Annotated in this window: 18 protein-coding genes; 17 read left to right on the top strand and 1 reads right to left on the bottom strand. The window is 56.2% G+C overall.

The window, feature by feature from the left end:
• Positions 1-91 precede the first annotated feature (91 nt).
• From ACMA5I_RS02315 to ACMA5I_RS02275, 9 genes are all read left to right on the top strand, one after another.
• Positions 92-916 carry an OmpA/MotB family protein gene (locus tag ACMA5I_RS02315; RefSeq protein ID WP_525884610.1) on the top strand — a complete coding sequence of 275 codons (825 nt, stop codon included), beginning with the start codon at positions 92-94 and terminating at the stop codon, positions 914-916.
• A 97-nt stretch (positions 917-1,013) separates the two neighbouring features.
• Entirely contained in the window at positions 1,014-2,282 is a 1,269-nt protein-coding gene (locus ACMA5I_RS02310) for a flagellar hook protein FlgE (RefSeq protein ID WP_525884609.1), read from the top strand.
• Between the two features lie 12 nt (positions 2,283-2,294).
• Positions 2,295-3,743 (top strand): flagellar hook-associated protein FlgK, encoded by a 1,449-nt coding sequence (gene flgK, locus ACMA5I_RS02305; RefSeq protein WP_525884608.1) that lies wholly within the window; start codon positions 2,295-2,297, stop codon positions 3,741-3,743.
• A 9-nt stretch (positions 3,744-3,752) separates the two neighbouring features.
• The gene (locus tag ACMA5I_RS02300; protein ID WP_525884607.1) at positions 3,753-4,751 is read left to right on the top strand and encodes a flagellin; all 999 of its coding nucleotides are present in this window, start codon (positions 3,753-3,755) and stop codon (positions 4,749-4,751) included.
• 9 nt (positions 4,752-4,760) lie between these two features.
• Positions 4,761-5,858, top strand: coding sequence for a flagellar basal body P-ring protein FlgI (locus ACMA5I_RS02295; RefSeq protein ID WP_525884704.1), 1,098 nt, complete (start codon positions 4,761-4,763; stop codon positions 5,856-5,858).
• Positions 5,859-6,048: 190 nt separating this feature from the next.
• Positions 6,049-6,960, top strand: coding sequence for a flagellin (locus ACMA5I_RS02290; RefSeq protein ID WP_525884606.1), 912 nt, complete (start codon positions 6,049-6,051; stop codon positions 6,958-6,960).
• A 65-nt stretch (positions 6,961-7,025) separates the two neighbouring features.
• Positions 7,026-7,400 carry a flagellar biosynthesis regulator FlaF gene (flaF, locus tag ACMA5I_RS02285; protein ID WP_525884703.1) on the top strand — a complete coding sequence of 125 codons (375 nt, stop codon included), beginning with the start codon at positions 7,026-7,028 and terminating at the stop codon, positions 7,398-7,400.
• Complete coding sequence (flbT, locus tag ACMA5I_RS02280; protein ID WP_525884605.1) at positions 7,397-7,804, top strand: flagellar biosynthesis repressor FlbT; 408 nt, start codon at positions 7,397-7,399, stop codon at positions 7,802-7,804. The genes flaF and flbT overlap by 4 nt, the downstream gene beginning before the upstream one ends.
• Positions 7,801-8,625: a DUF1217 domain-containing protein gene (locus tag ACMA5I_RS02275; protein ID WP_525884604.1), complete on the top strand. Its 825-nt coding sequence runs from the start codon at positions 7,801-7,803 to the stop codon at positions 8,623-8,625. Before flbT ends, ACMA5I_RS02275 begins: the two co-directional genes overlap by 4 nt.
• Here the strand turns inward: ACMA5I_RS02275 and ACMA5I_RS02270 are convergent.
• The gene (locus ACMA5I_RS02270; protein ID WP_525884603.1) at positions 8,622-9,938 is read right to left on the bottom strand and encodes a FliI/YscN family ATPase; all 1,317 of its coding nucleotides are present in this window, start codon (positions 9,936-9,938) and stop codon (positions 8,622-8,624) included. The genes ACMA5I_RS02275 and ACMA5I_RS02270 overlap by 4 nt on opposite strands.
• Positions 9,939-10,018: 80 nt before the next feature.
• Here ACMA5I_RS02270 and ACMA5I_RS02265 point away from each other — a divergent pair, with 80 nt between their 5' ends.
• Genes ACMA5I_RS02265 through flgH form a run of 8 tightly spaced genes read left to right on the top strand, consistent with a single transcriptional unit; the run spans position 10,019 to position 14,056 of the window.
• Positions 10,019-10,393 (top strand): flagellar basal body rod protein FlgB, encoded by a 375-nt coding sequence (locus tag ACMA5I_RS02265; protein ID WP_525884602.1) that lies wholly within the window; start codon positions 10,019-10,021, stop codon positions 10,391-10,393.
• A gap of 9 nt (positions 10,394-10,402) precedes the next feature.
• Positions 10,403-10,786 carry a flagellar basal body rod protein FlgC gene (flgC, locus tag ACMA5I_RS02260; RefSeq protein WP_525884601.1) on the top strand — a complete coding sequence of 128 codons (384 nt, stop codon included), beginning with the start codon at positions 10,403-10,405 and terminating at the stop codon, positions 10,784-10,786.
• Positions 10,787-10,798: 12 nt separating this feature from the next.
• Complete coding sequence (gene fliE, locus ACMA5I_RS02255; RefSeq protein ID WP_525884600.1) at positions 10,799-11,086, top strand: flagellar hook-basal body complex protein FliE; 288 nt, start codon at positions 10,799-10,801, stop codon at positions 11,084-11,086.
• Positions 11,083-11,349, top strand: a complete 267-nt coding sequence (locus ACMA5I_RS02250; protein WP_525884599.1) for a flagellar biosynthetic protein FliQ — start codon at positions 11,083-11,085, stop codon at positions 11,347-11,349. The genes fliE and ACMA5I_RS02250 overlap by 4 nt, the downstream gene beginning before the upstream one ends.
• Positions 11,350-11,361: 12 nt before the next feature.
• Entirely contained in the window at positions 11,362-12,081 is a 720-nt protein-coding gene (locus ACMA5I_RS02245; RefSeq protein WP_525884598.1) for a flagellar hook-basal body complex protein, read from the top strand.
• Between the two features lie 12 nt (positions 12,082-12,093).
• On the top strand, positions 12,094-12,879 hold the full coding sequence (gene flgG / locus ACMA5I_RS02240; protein WP_525884597.1) for a flagellar basal-body rod protein FlgG: 786 nt from the start codon (positions 12,094-12,096) through the stop codon (positions 12,877-12,879).
• Complete coding sequence (flgA, locus tag ACMA5I_RS02235; RefSeq protein WP_525884596.1) at positions 12,879-13,292, top strand: flagellar basal body P-ring formation chaperone FlgA; 414 nt, start codon at positions 12,879-12,881, stop codon at positions 13,290-13,292. Before flgG ends, flgA begins: the two co-directional genes overlap by 1 nt.
• Positions 13,289-14,056: a flagellar basal body L-ring protein FlgH gene (gene flgH, locus ACMA5I_RS02230; protein WP_525884595.1), complete on the top strand. Its 768-nt coding sequence runs from the start codon at positions 13,289-13,291 to the stop codon at positions 14,054-14,056. Before flgA ends, flgH begins: the two co-directional genes overlap by 4 nt.
• Positions 14,057-14,062 lie beyond the last annotated feature (6 nt).

Raw genomic sequence — 14,062 nt, 5'->3', positions numbered from 1 at the left:
TAGGTGTTAACCAGCGCAGAAAATTTTCTTGCAGATTCATCACCTGTTATGGCGCGAAAGCTAAGGTCGCCGTGGTGGGTGAGAGGTGAACATGAAAAATGCCAGCGAACGGCCGATTATTCGGCGCAAGAAAGTGATTAAGGCGGAAGGTCATCACGGCGGCGCGTGGAAGATTGCCTACGCCGATTTTGTAACCGCGATGATGGCGTTTTTCTTGCTGATGTGGCTTTTGAATGCGACGTCCGACGAAGTGCGCACGGGTCTTGCAGACTACTTTAACCCCAGAATTACTCTGAAGAATGAGTCGGCTGGTGGGGAGGGAAATTTCCAAGGCGACTCATTGTTGGACGAGGAAGTTCAGCCGCATAGCCGCGAGGGCACGCCAGCCGACGTCAATGCAGAGCAAAACGATCCCGAGCGCGGTCCGGGAAGCGGCGATACCACTGAAATCAATGATCTTGCCGAAAGTGTTGAAGCAGGCTTTGCCGAAGGCGATCTCACGAATGATCTCACGCAGCATCTTGCTGTCCGCGTCAGCGACGAGGGCGTTGTGATCTCGCTGTTTGATACGGAGGAGGAGTCGCTTTTCGGCAATGGATCATCGCAAGCCAGTGAAAAGATGCTCGCGCTTTTGAGCGTGGTTGCGAAGGTTTTGGGCAAGATCGAAAACCCGATTTCGATCACGGGCCACACATCTGCTGTTCCTTTCTCGACGCCAAACTACAGCAATTGGGACCTGTCCATTGATCGCGCGCAGTCGATCCGGCAGATCCTCGCCTCCCAGAAATTTGACACGGCGCGGCTTGAGCGAGTCACAGGCAAATCGGATCGCGAGCCTGCCACGGACGACCCGATTGCCGCCGAAAATCGCCGCATCGACATCACGTTGCTCGTCGAGAGCGAAAAAGCGCCCTGATGTTAGGCAGATATTAAGGCCGCTGGCGCACAACCAAGATCAACAACCGAGTAAATTGCGAGGCATTATGACAATCTCTTCCTCCCTTTCGTCGTCCATGAACGCAAGCGTTGCGGGACTGAATGTCAACGCCTCAAAGCTCGCGACGATTTCCGACAATATCGCGAACAGTTCTACCTATGGTTACAAACGTGTCGGGACGGAGTTTTCGTCACTCGTCGTGGCGGAGAACCCCGGAACATTTACGGCGGGCGGTGTTCGAGTCCAGAGCTACCGCAATGTCGACGCTCACGGCGCTGTGCTCTCCACGAATAACTCCATGGATATTGCTCTTGGTGGCAACGGCTTCCTGCCGGTAACGCAATATTCGGCACTCGGAGCGAATGGTGACGCAACGAAGGTAGAATATGTGACCACTGGCTCGTTCAAGCGCGATCCTGAGGGATATTTGAAAACGCTCGACGGTCTTGTTCTCATGGGCTGGAGTGCTGAGCCAGATGGGACCTTTACCCCGAAATCGCGCGACACCACACGGGATCTGGAGCCGCTGCGTGTGCAATATGATCATCTTAGCGCGACGCGAACAAGCGCGTTCAACATGGCAATGAACCTGCCGGCAGCGTCTACGATGCCGACTGGAACGGGGGATCCGTATGAAGTCCGCCTCGACTATTACGGAAATCTCGGAACGGAATATTCGATGACCGCGACGTTCACGCCGATGGTGGGTGCAACCGGTCACAGCAACGAATGGACACTTCAGATCACGGACAGTGCACAGGCAGATGCGGTCGTCGGCAAGTTCAACATCGTCTTTAGCGATGATGTAGACACTGCCGGTCATATCGAGACAATCACATCAACTGGTCCAGGCGGCTATGATACCGCGACAGGCGCACTCACACTAGACGTCGCGGACGGTCCGATGGAGATCAGCGTTCTGGACAGTCTGACACAATATGAAGGTAACTTTCAGCCCATCGGCATCACCAAGAACGGTGTGCCGCCGTCGAAGTTGGTCGATCTTCAAATCGATGAAAACGGCTATGTGATAGCCAATTATGATGTTGGCGCGAGCAAAGTTATTTTCCAGGTGCCTGTCGCCAATGTTGCTTCGCCGAATGGCATGCACGCGCTCCGCAACCAAACCTTTGAGCCCACCCTTGCAAGCGGTGACGTTTATCTCTGGGATGCGGGCGACGGCCCCGTCGGCAAAACGATCGGTTTTGCGCGTGAGCAATCGACCTCGGATATCGGAACCGAGTTGACGGAATTGATCCAGACTCAGCGCGCCTATTCGTCGAACGCGAAGGTCGTCCAGACTGTCGACGAAATGTTGCAAGAAACAACAAATATCAAGCGATAAGGGCCGCATAGAATGACCATCGGTTCGGCAATCAATAATGCTCTGAGCGGCCTCAACGCTTACTCGCGCTCCGCGTCTGTCATCGCGAGCAACACCGCAAATGCGATGACAGAAGGCTATACCAAAAGGCGTGTCGAGCTCACGCCGACGCAACTCGGCAATCACGGGGCTGGCGTTCAAGTTGTCGATACAACGCGTCAAACGAACCTGCAGGCGACCACGCTTCGGCGCGCCAGCGGCGGCGAAAACGAAGCCTCGCAGTATGAAGCCGACAAGTTGGCAACATTGGCAGATATTTTCGGTGACCCTGGAACGAGCGATGGAATCGTCGGTGCGCTGACCACCTTCGGCTTGGCAATCGCCTCCGCCGAGGCGGACCCTTCATCCACTGTGCGACTAAAGCAGCTTCAAACCGCGTCACAAGATGTTGTGGATCAAATCCAATCTGCCGCGAGAACGATACAAGATCTACGTACGAGCGCCGATCATGATATTGGGAAGGCCGTCTCAACCTCAAATACCTTGATTGAGCGCATCGAAAAGCTGAACGGCGATATCACCAGCGCGCATCAACGCGGTCTGGATGCACTCTCGCTGGAAGACGAGCGGCAAGGCCATCTCGATGAGCTCGGTAAACTCATGGAGATCAACGTCGTTCGCAGGGACCAGGACAGCGTTGCAATTTTCACGCCTGGAGGCGCAATGCTTCTAGACGGTAAAGCGCGAAAACTGAACTTCACGCCGACCGCAGTTGTGACGCAGGAGAAGACGATCTCGGGAGGGCAACTCTCCGATGTCTCCGTAGATGGACAGCCCACCGCGCTCTCTTCGGCTGAACTGTTCACCGGCGGTAAAATCGAAGCCATGCTGAAGATCCGCGACATGCGTGCTGTCTCGGTGGCAAATAATCTTGACGATCTAGCGGCGGATCTCGCAACACGTTTTCAAGCCGACGTGGCAGACCCCACTCTAGGTGCCGCCGATCCTGCGCTCTTCACTGACAACGGTCTAAAGTTTGACTCCGCTCATCAGCCTGGCATTGCCGCACGTCTAACCTTGAACGCCAATGTCGCACCGGCCAGCGGTGATATCTACAAACTCCGCGACGGTCTCGGCGCGACCGCCTATGGACCCGCCGCCGACGCAACGCTTTTGGGCGCGATGTCCTCAGCCTTCAGCGCAGTCAAAGTGCACGCGGGTGCAACGGGACAGGCGCTGAGCGCAGTTGGCTTCGGCGAGTTTCTGGCCGCAGCGGCGAAACAAGATCAGCATATATCCGAAAGCAACGCCGCTTTTTCGAGCGTGAAATTTGATCGCCTTCGCGAGGAAGAATTAGGTCTGACTGCCGTCAACACTGACGAGGAAACGCAGAAGATCCTCGAAATCGAGAATGCTTATCTCGCGAATACGAAGGTCTTTTCGATTGCTGATGAGATGCTGAAAAACCTGCTCCAGATTTAAGAGGTCAACGTGTTTTCTGTTTCCAACTTGTCGCAATCTCTCTCGTTGAAAGCCAACATGCGCTTCACAAATCAAGAAATGAAGAAGGCAGGCTATGAAATTACAACCGGGCTGGCCGAGAACAAACTTGCGCATTTAAAGGGCGATGTGAGCCATCTCTATGCGGTTGAGCGAAATCTGCGTGCTTGGGAGGTTCAGGAAAAAAATCTTCAGCTTTCGGTTGGGCGCGGAAATGCAACTGTGAGCGCGCTTGAAGCCATAAACGGCCTGGTAGGAGATTTTCCCGCCGAAATCACTGACGCTGCTGGGAAAAACTTTCACGAGTTGAAATTAAAGCTTGTGACAGCTGAAGGGCGCTTTGAAGATGCGGTTCGGCATTTAAACAGTTCTTACGCAGGTCAATCCCTGTTCTCGGGTGCAGCAACCGACCGTCCAGCTATCGCGGACCACGAGAACATCATGACGGATCTTTCTGTGGCAGTCGCTGCGGCGACAACAGCCGCAGACGTAGAAAATGCTGTTGAATCCTACTTCGCACCCGGCGGTGCGTTTGAAACGTCGCGATATCTCGGTTCGGAAATTTCCGCACCAGACGCGCGCGTTTCAGATCAGACAGAGGTAGAGGTTTCTACGAGAGCCATCGATCCCGCTATTGTTGGTGTATTGAAAAACTTTGCGAAGCTTAATCTTGTGTCTCAAGGAGCCACGTCTCTGTCCCAAGATGAGCAGAAAAAGCTCGCTGCAAACGCATCCATGGATCTTCTGGAGAGCGGCTCAAAGCTTACGGAAAGAACCGCCGCGATAGGCTATAATCTTGCGCGCGTCGAAGAGAGATCGATTGCCCTAGCATCTCAACGAACTGTGCTTCAAATGGAAAAAAATAACCTAATCGGCGTCGATCAATATGAGGCGGCGTCGCGATATGAACATCTTCAGACGCAGCTGCAAGCCACATATCAGATCACCACCAGGCTCTCACGTCTCAATCTTTTCAGCCACCTGAGTTAACTTGTGCGCATCCTCACTCTACTCCTAGTTCTGCCGCTTTTCTTTTCGACCGCTTTCGCCGGCCAAGCGCGCTTGAAGGATCTTGTTGAAGTCGAAGGCGTGAGAGGCAACGATCTCGTTGGCTATGGTCTCGTGGTCGGCCTCCCAGGAACGGGTGATGGTCTTCGTAATAGCCCCTTCACAGAAGACGCCATGGCCAATCTTCTCGAAAGGCTAGGCGTTAACGTTACCGACGAACAGTTCCGCGCAAAAAACGTTGCCGCGGTGCTTGTGACTGGCGCATTGCCGCCGTTTGCCCGCAGGGGATCTCGGATCGACGTTTCCGTAGCCGCAATCGGCGATGCAAAAAGTCTTCGCGGCGGAACTCTTATCATGACGCCACTGAACGCAGCAGACGGACAGATTTACGCCGTTGGCCAAGGAACCGTTATCGCTGGAGGCGTGAGTGTGGAGGGAGACGCAGCCTCCGAGACTCAAGGCGTCCCGACGTCAGGGATCATCCCTTCGGGAGCACGGGTGGAGCGGGAAGTTGCCTTCGATTTTTCCACTCTAACCGATCTCACGCTTGCTTTGCGAAGCCCCGACTTCACCACCGCCTCGCGCATCGAAAATAGCATTAACGCTTACTTCAAAAGACCAATTGCGCTCATGCGGGACGCGGGAACCGTCACCTTGGACCTTTCGAAAGCGCCGACGCGCTCGCCGGCACATGTCCTTTCCTTGATGGAAAACCTTGAGATCCAAGCATCTCAACCTGCTCGTGTCGTCATTGACGAGCGCTCCGGCACCATCGTTCTCGGATCTGACGTGAGGATCTCTCGCGTCGCGATCAGCCAGGGCGGTCTGACGTTGAAGGTCCGTGAGACACCCGCGGTTTCTCAACCGAATCCGTTCTCTCAAAACGGCGAGACCGTTGTTGTTCCCCGCACGGATGTGGCCATCGAGGAGGAGCCCGGCACGCAACTCGCTATGATAGATGACAGTGTGTCGCTTCCATCCGTGATCGAAGGGCTGAACGCGTTAGGCGTCACACCCCGCGATATGATTGAAATTCTCAAAACAATTAAGGCGGCAGGCGCTCTACATGCCGACCTTATTGTCCAATAATTTTCATAAATACTTCGAGATAAAAGAGAGCGTAAACCTTATATTTTATAGGTTGATTAGTGAATTTCTGAAAATCTTCACACAGACAGCACGTCAGGCGGTCAGCGCCGCCCCCGTCAGAAAGACGCTCAAAGCCGCAAGGCAAACTCAAAAGATGCATTAAATTTCGCATCATTGAAAGGAATACAAAATGTCGTCCATTCTGACCAACAACGGTGCAATGGTTGCTCTTCAGACGCTGCGTGCAACGAACAACAATATGACTGAAGTGCAAAATCAAATCGCGACCGGTAAACGCGTGTCGACTGCAAAAGACGACGCCGCAAACTGGGCCATTGCAACGACCATGAGCTCCGACATCTCGTCGCTCACGCGTCTGTCGAAATCCCTGGACTCGTCCGAACAGATGCTGGCTGTCGCAAGCAACGCGTCGGAACAGATCGTTGAGCAAATCAAAGGTGCGCAGGAGCTGGTGGTTCAGCGGCAAAACGTCGCGACGGGCACGCAGGAATACACGGATATCAATGCGAAGCTCACCAAAATTGGTGAGACCATCGGATCGATCGCGACTTCGGCGCAGTATAATGGAACGAACCTGATCCACGGCGCAGACACGTCGAAGGCAGCGACCAACCAGAACATCACGGTTTCGATCAAACGTGCCACCGATGGCACTGTCTCGAGCGAAGCGATGACTGTGACCGGTGAAAACGTTCTGGCAGAGATGTTCAACATTCTGCAAAACCGGACTGCTGGCGAGGCTGACTACACGGATGTTGCGACCTTCGCCGCAGCAATCGTGCAAGGGACTGGCGGCGACGGCGACAATAAAGCTCAGCTCGACAACCTTGATCGCGCGCTTGACTATATGAAGAGCGTTGCAACATCGTTCGGCTCGGCGCGTGCACGTATTGAAAGCCAGAATGAATTCCTGAAAGGTCAAGCAGATGCTCTGAAGATGGGTGTTGGCGCTCTTGTCGATGCCGATATGGAAGAAGCATCGGCTCGCCTTCAGGCACTTCAGGTGCAGCAGCAGCTTGGCACGCAGGCTCTGTCGATTGCCAACCAGGCGCCGCAGAATCTTCTGTCGCTCTTCCGTTAAGAAGACAGGCTGGGGCGTCCGCGCCCCAGCCACACTATTTCAAGTTAGGAGTTTAGGCCGTGCAGATGATGTCGCAAGATCCCGTCCTTGGTTACCAAGCAATCAAGACCACGCTTCCAGATCCACGCGACACCGAATATCGCGCCTTTGCAAAATGCACGGCTGATCTGAGCGCCTGCCTCGACGCGAGTGCAACATTCAGCCAGATCGCGACCGCAATTGGCAAAAATCGCGATTTGTGGCGTCTGCTCGCCGCCGACGTTCTTCATGAGAAAAACAAGCTCCCTGCCGACTTGCGGGCCCGCCTTATTTATCTTCAAGAATTCACGCAGCATCACAGCAGTAAGGTCCTCAAAGGCGAGGCTGATTTGACCGCTCTCGTCGAGATCAATACGGCCGTGATGCGCGGGCTCCGCGCCAATTTGGAAACAGCGGTATGAGCGGCCTCGTTTTGAAATTGAAGCCCGGCGAGCGCGTGATGATTAACGGCGCTGTTTTGGTGAATGGCGATCGGCGCACCTCTCTCTCCGTGGCATCGCCGGATGTAAATGTCCTGCGGCTCAAAGATGCAATCCACCCGAAAGACGTCGATACGCCCGTTAAACGGGCCATCTACAAGGCGCAATTGGTGCTCGCATCCGAGGCGAATGGGACCGAGACGAAGTCCGATCTTATCGTTGCCTTGGAAGAACTCAGTCAAGTTTTTCGGGACTCAGATAGCCGACGAACTCTTGATGAAGCGACAACGGCGGTGCTGAGCGGCAACTTCTATCTCACGATGAAGTCCCTCAAGAAGCTTCTGCCGCGCGAGCAGCGAATCTTATCGTTCGGAGGCATCGCATGAGCTTTGTTCCCGCCATTCCGGTCTCCGGACTCGCAGGTTTTAAGGTCCTCGAACGCAATTACGACCAGCAATATACGGTTTTCTCCAAAGACCCGACACTTCAGCGCGAGATCGCATACTTCAAAGACAACATTTCGAATGTCAAAAACGCCGCAGATCTGGTTTCTGACTATCGGCTCATGAAGGTGACTCTAGGCGCATTTGGCCTCTCGCATGACATTAACAGCAAATATTTCATCGAGAAGGTTTTGCGCGAGGGCACAACAGATGAAAATGCCTTCGCAAACAAGCTGACAGATCGTCGATACCGGCGACTGGCGGAGGCGTTTGGATTTGACAAGCCAAACGCGTCGCAACCGCTCAACAACACGACGATTAACTCAATCGTTCAGAACTATCAGACGCGCTCGTTTGAAGCTGCGGTTGGCCAAACACAGCCGGCGATGGAGACGGCTCTCGCTTTTAAACGTGAAATCGGCGCTCTCGTTGATGGCTCTACGAATGAAGCCGCACGCTGGTTCAACATCATGGGACAAACGCAACTTCGCAAAGTCATTGAGTCCGCTTTGGGCCTCCCGAGTGATGTTGGAAAACTCGATATCGATCAGCAACATGGTATTTTCGCTGATCGCTTCGAGCGACGGTATCAAGCGAAGGTCGGCGATCTGTCGGATCCGAAGCTCGCGGACAAAGTCGTGCGCGACTATCTTTTGAAAGATCAAATCGCAAATGGGATTGCGGATTATTCACCCGCAAGTACGGCTCTCACGATTTTGCAAAATGGATTCGGCTCGGGCTCACTTCTCAGCTCCCGCTACTAACTCGCTGCTAGAATGCGTCGAAGTGCGTGAAAGCTGCTTTGGATCGGCTCATCCGTCGCTTGGCCCAAAAAGCTGTCGAGGTTTTCAAAGATTTTGATCGCGCGGTCTGTTTCCTTATCGGCACCCGAAGAATAGAGCCCCGTCTGAAGCATCGGTTCTGCCTGCTCATATTTTGAAAGCATCCGACGCGCGTCCGCGATGAGTTTGTTCTCACCTTCAGTGGCGGCTTCCGGTAGCGAACGCGAAACGCTTTTCAAAAGATCAATTGCCGGGAAGCGTCCGCGCTCCGCAATAGTGCGATCCATGACGATATGTCCGTCGAGGCAACCGCGCGTCATGTCTGCGACCGGCTCCTCCATATCGGAGCCCGCCACGAGAACGGAGAAAACTGCGGAAATCATGCCCGCACCCTCTGGACCAGGACCAGCGCGCTCTATTAGCGATGAGATCAGATGCGCCGTTGAGGGCGGGTAGGCGCGGAGCGAAGGCGGCTCGCCAGCCATGAGCGCAATCTCGCGATGTGCCTCGGCGAAGCGCGTGACTGAATCCATGAGGAGCAGACTGTGCATGCCTTGGGCGCAGAAATATTCCGCGACGGCCATCGCGGTATAAGCGGCGCGGCGTTTGATCAGCGGCGACTGATCCGAGGTCGCGGTGACGACAATCGCCCGCTCCAGCCCTTCCGGACCGAGCGCGTCTTCGACGAAGGCGCGCAGTTCACGACCACGCTCGCCGATCAGCGCGCAAACGATAACGTCGGCTGGGACTTTTTTGGCCATGGTTGCCAGAAGTGTCGTCTTGCCAACGCCCGATCCTGCGAAAAGACCAATGCGCTGACCTTCGACAATCGGCAAAAGCGTATCGAGACAGCGCATGCCTGTTTGAAGCCGAACGCCCAGGCGCCGCCGGGTCGCGGCGGGCGGCGGTTTTCGATGGAGCGGCGTCTCGTTTGGGCCGTTCGCAAGCGGGCGTCCGTCGAGCGGGGCGCCAAATGCGTCGATGATCCGCCCGCGCCAGGACAGATGCGGGCAGAGCGGCTGCGGCGCGCGGATTTCGACGAGATCGCCAAGCGCAACGCCTCGGCACGGCGCATAGGTCATGGCAACGGCGTGATCGCCCGTGAGGCTAACAATCTCACCGCCAAGGATATCGCCGTTGGAAAGGCTCAGAAGAATCGCATCGCCAAGCTGCGTTTCAGGCGTCACCCCTTTCAGATGCAACTCCGATTCGTTGACCTTCACGACTTTCCCAAAGCGCGAAAACGGCGAAATACGTTGTATTTTACGGGTTAAAGACGCGAAATCGGTCTCCATCGAAGCCTCCTCAGGATCGCTGCTTACCCTTTCTCAACGAAGACTGGTTAAGCCTTGCTTGAAAGCGAGAGGAGAACCCTGTGGATCTGTTCAAATATTCAGTCACACAAAACGCGAATGGCTTGGCGCGCCATGCCGAATCGCGGCTTTCTCTCATCAGCCGGAACATCGCCAATGCGGATACACCGGGCTTCAAAGGCGCGGATCTCGAAGATTTCGGAACGTCTTTTGACGGCATTGCGATGAAAGCGACACGCGCCGGGCATCTGCTCTCGCCGAAAGGCCAAGCGCAGGCGTCGCGGACGAAGCTTGGCACGCTCGCCTCCCCGAATGGCAATGACATCTCGCTGGAGGATCAGATGCAGCGGATGAGCGATGTGCGGATGGAGCATGAGCTGGCCAATGGCGTCTACAAATCGGCCATGCGCGTTCTGCGCGGCAGTATCGGGAAATAAGGAGACGTTATGGGAGATTTGCTTGGTTCGATTTCGGCGGCCGCCAGCGGCATGAATGCGCAGGCGCAGCGGCTTAAGGTGACGTCCGAAAATATCGCCAATGCGGACACGCCGGGCTATCGGCGCAAGACATTGCCCTTTCATACGTCGCTGTCGGAAGACGTGGCCGTGAAAGCCGGGCGGGTGCGGCTCGATCAGGCGGAGCTTCCCGATGTGTATGACCCTGCGCATCCGCTCGCAGGCGAAGATGGGTATTACAAGGGATCGTCGGTCGATCTCATGTTGGAAATCGCGGACGCGCGCGAGGCGCAGCGGAGTTACGAAGCCAATCTGAAAGTCTTTGATCAGGCCCGAAATATGGCGTCGCAAACATTGTCTCTTTTGAACAAGTAACAGGAGTTCCCCATGCTGCAATCCGTTGCCGCAAGCCAGATTTATAACGGCGCACGCCCTGCCATTCAGCCTGATGCGGCCCAGCCCGCCGGCCGAGGTGCCATCGCGCAAAAGGCTGAGGATTTCGTCAGCATTTTGCATGAGGGCGAAACGACCGCGCAGGCCGCGCTCACCGGCGAGGGTGATGCGCGCTCGGTCGTGGAAGCCTTGACGCGGAGTGAGCTTGCGGTGGAAGCCGCTGTCGCCATTCGCGACAAAGTCGTTGAAGCCTATCAGGAAATCCTGCGGATGCCGGTGTGACCGAGGAGACGGTTCTCGACATGCTGCGGCTGGCGCTCGGCGTCGGATTTCGCATTTCCGTGCCAATTTTGGGCGTCTCACTGGTTGTTGGGCTGATCATCGGTCTCTTTCAGGCGCTCACATCGGTTCAGGAAATGACGCTGACCTTCGTCCCGAAACTCGGCGCGATCATCATCACTTTTTGGCTCGCCATGGGCTTCATGGGTGAAATGCTCGTGAACTTTTTTCAGCGAGACATTATCGGCTACATCGCCGGACATTAAGGAGAAAACCGCATGGATATTGGCGGCTATATCGCGCTGTCACGGCAATCGGGTTTGCTGCGCGAGATGGATATTGTTGCGAACAATATCGCGAATATTTCGACGGGCGGCTTTCGCAAAAAGGGCATGGTGTTCTCCGAAATGCTCGCCCGAACCGGTTTTGGAACCGAAGGCGTCGCCATGGCAGGTGCGCGCACGCATTATACCGCCGAGGTCAGCGGCGGCCTGAAACAGACAAGCAATCCGCTTGATATGGCGATCGAAGGCGATGGTTACTTCCAGATCGAGACGCTGGAGGGGCCGCGCCTCACCCGCGCAGGTGCCTTTCTGACGAACCCCGAAGGCGATCTGGTCACAGCCGATGGCGCGCGCGTGCTTGATGCGGGCGGCGCGCCCATTTTCATCCCGCCCGACGCCACCAATCTGGTCGTCGGCGCGGACGGCACGATTTCCGCGAACGGTCAGCCGGTGGGTCAGGTCGGCGTTTTTGCCGCGCCAGATCCCACGAAACTGGTGCGCGAAGATGGCGTGCGCTTTCGCTACGAATCCGAGATCGAGCCCACTGAGACTTCCGCCATTCGTCAAGGTTTTCTTGAGACTTCGAATGTAGACCCGATCAGCGAGATCGCACGCATGATCGAAATTCAGCGCAATTACGAGCTGGGTCAAAAATTTCTGGATCGCGAGGATGAGCGGATCCGCTCGGTCACCCGCACGCTTGGACAACTCTGAAGGAGTCTCGGAATGAAAGCTTTGATGATCGCCGCCACCGGGATGCACGCGCAGCAAACGCGGGTGGAAGTCACCTCCAACAACCTCGCGAATATGAACACGACGGCTTACAACTCGCGGCGTGCCGAATTCGCGGATCTGACCTATGAGCAGGTGCAGCGTCCCGGCGCGATCAGCGCGTCGGACGGGACAGTTTTGCCGACCGGCATCCAGCTTGGCCGGGGTGTCCGCCCTGTCGCGGTAACCATGAATGTCGGCCAAGGCGCGGTGAAGCAAACGGGCGGCGAGCTCGATGTCGCAATTGAGGGCAACGGCTATCTGGAGGTGACGCTGCCGACGGGCGAGCAGGCATTCACCCGCGACGGCGCGATGAAAGTCATCAGCGAGGGGCAGCTTGTCACGACTGCGGGTTATCCGCTGGTACCGGATATCACGATCCCGGAGGACACGCGCGCGGTCACGATCAACGCCAATGGTGAGGTCTATGCGCGTTTCGTGGATCAAGCGCAGGAGCAGCTTTTGGGGCAGCTCACGCTCACAACCTTTGTCAACGAAAAGGGCCTCGAAGCGCGCGGCGGCAATATTTATCTGCAAACAGAAGCGTCGGGCGATCCGCAAACGGGTGAGCCGGGTATCGATGGTCGCGGGACGATGCTGCAGGGTTATCTTGAAGGTTCAACCGTCGACGCCGTGCGCGAAATCACCGATCTGATCGAGGCGCAGCGCGGGTATGAGTTGAACGCGAAGGTGATCACCGCAGCGGACCAAATGCTCGCCGCAACGACCCAAATCCGCTGATGTGCTGGCTGATTCCCCTCCTCTTTCTGGCCGCCCCGCTTTGCGCCGAGACGCTGACCGTGTCGCGCGTAATCCGGCCGCAAGAGGTATTGAGCGCCGCGGATATTCTCATTGCGGAAACCCCCATCGCAGGCGCAATGACCGACCCGGCGCGCGCCATCGGGATGGAAGTCAAACAAGCCGTCTACCCCGGTCGCCCGCTCTATGAAGGCAACCTAACCCCGCCCGCCGTGATTGGCCGCAACGATCTTTGCACGCTGGTGTATCGCAGCGACGGCCTGGAAATCCGCAGCGAAGGCCGCGCTCTCGACCGCGCTGCCGAAGGAGACATCATCCGCGTCATGAATCTTGAGTCCAAAATGATCGTCAGCGGAGTCGCGACAGGTATCGGCATCGTCGAGGTGAAGCCATGAAGATTTTTATTTCCCTTCTGGGTCTGCTCATGCTCACCGCCTGCGGAGCGGCGCGAGACATCGGGCGCGAGCCGGAACTGAGCCCGGTCCCCCTGCCCCCGATGATTTCTCCGGTTCAGCAGCCGGTGCAAGCGGCCGCCTATAACGGTGCTGCCCAAGACACGACATATGGCGGCCCCATGATTGAATCGCAGATGCCTCCCAGCGGCCCGTCACTTTGGCAGGCCGGACCGAACTCGCTCTTGGGTGACAGGCGCGCCAACGCGCTCGGCGATATTCTGACGGTCGTCATCGATATTGAGGATGAGGCCCGGATCCAGAACAGCTCGGAGTTCAGCCGCTCGGGCAACGAGCAGATGACGGTTGGTGCGCTGCTTGGATTGGATCAAAAAGTCGGGGAGCTGATCGGCGGTGAGAACCCACTCTCGCCCGGGGTTTCTTTTGACTCGCGTTCTGCAGCGCAAGGCGACGGGTCGGTGCAGCGCGGTGAAGAAATCACGCTTCGCGTCGCAGCCACGGTGACGCAAGTGCTGACCAATGGGCATTTCTACATCACCGGCTCGCAGCAGGTCCGCGTCAATTTCGAGATGCGCGACTTGCAAATCGCCGGGATTGTCCGCCCCGAAGATATCTCGCGTCGCAACGAGATCACTTATGACAAAATTGCAGGCGCTCGTATTTCCTATGGCGGACGCGGGCGCATCTCGAACGCGCAGCAACCACGCTACGGCCAGCAAATCGTCGATAGCGTACTCCCGTTCTAAGGTCTC

The sequence above is a fragment of the Jujubicoccus corallicola genome (assembly GCF_047345645.1).
Taxonomy (GTDB): domain Bacteria; phylum Pseudomonadota; class Alphaproteobacteria; order Rhodobacterales; family Rhodobacteraceae; genus JBLEFH01.
This window is presented reverse-complemented; position numbering and strand designations above follow the sequence as displayed.

Excerpts from the sequence above, each read along its gene's own strand:
- flgG (WP_525884597.1), top strand. The coding sequence starts at position 12,094 with ATGAAAGCTTTGATGATCGCCGCCACCGGGATGCACGCGCAGCAAACG.
- flgA (WP_525884596.1), top strand. The coding sequence starts at position 12,879 with ATGTGCTGGCTGATTCCCCTCCTCTTTCTGGCCGCCCCGCTTTGCGCC.
- ACMA5I_RS02310 (WP_525884609.1), top strand. The coding sequence starts at position 1,014 with ATGAACGCAAGCGTTGCGGGACTGAATGTCAACGCCTCAAAGCTCGCG.
- ACMA5I_RS02270 (WP_525884603.1), bottom strand. The coding sequence starts at position 9,938 with ATGGAGACCGATTTCGCGTCTTTAACCCGTAAAATACAACGTATTTCG.
- flgK (WP_525884608.1), top strand. The coding sequence starts at position 2,295 with ATGACCATCGGTTCGGCAATCAATAATGCTCTGAGCGGCCTCAACGCT.
- ACMA5I_RS02275 (WP_525884604.1), top strand. The coding sequence starts at position 7,801 with ATGAGCTTTGTTCCCGCCATTCCGGTCTCCGGACTCGCAGGTTTTAAG.
- flbT (WP_525884605.1), top strand. The coding sequence starts at position 7,397 with ATGAGCGGCCTCGTTTTGAAATTGAAGCCCGGCGAGCGCGTGATGATT.
- flgH (WP_525884595.1), top strand. The coding sequence starts at position 13,289 with ATGAAGATTTTTATTTCCCTTCTGGGTCTGCTCATGCTCACCGCCTGC.
- ACMA5I_RS02315 (WP_525884610.1), top strand. The coding sequence starts at position 92 with ATGAAAAATGCCAGCGAACGGCCGATTATTCGGCGCAAGAAAGTGATT.
- flgC (WP_525884601.1), top strand. The coding sequence starts at position 10,403 with ATGGGAGATTTGCTTGGTTCGATTTCGGCGGCCGCCAGCGGCATGAAT.
- ACMA5I_RS02245 (WP_525884598.1), top strand. The coding sequence starts at position 11,362 with ATGGATATTGGCGGCTATATCGCGCTGTCACGGCAATCGGGTTTGCTG.
- flaF (WP_525884703.1), top strand. The coding sequence starts at position 7,026 with ATGATGTCGCAAGATCCCGTCCTTGGTTACCAAGCAATCAAGACCACG.
- fliE (WP_525884600.1), top strand. The coding sequence starts at position 10,799 with ATGCTGCAATCCGTTGCCGCAAGCCAGATTTATAACGGCGCACGCCCT.
- ACMA5I_RS02290 (WP_525884606.1), top strand. The coding sequence starts at position 6,049 with ATGTCGTCCATTCTGACCAACAACGGTGCAATGGTTGCTCTTCAGACG.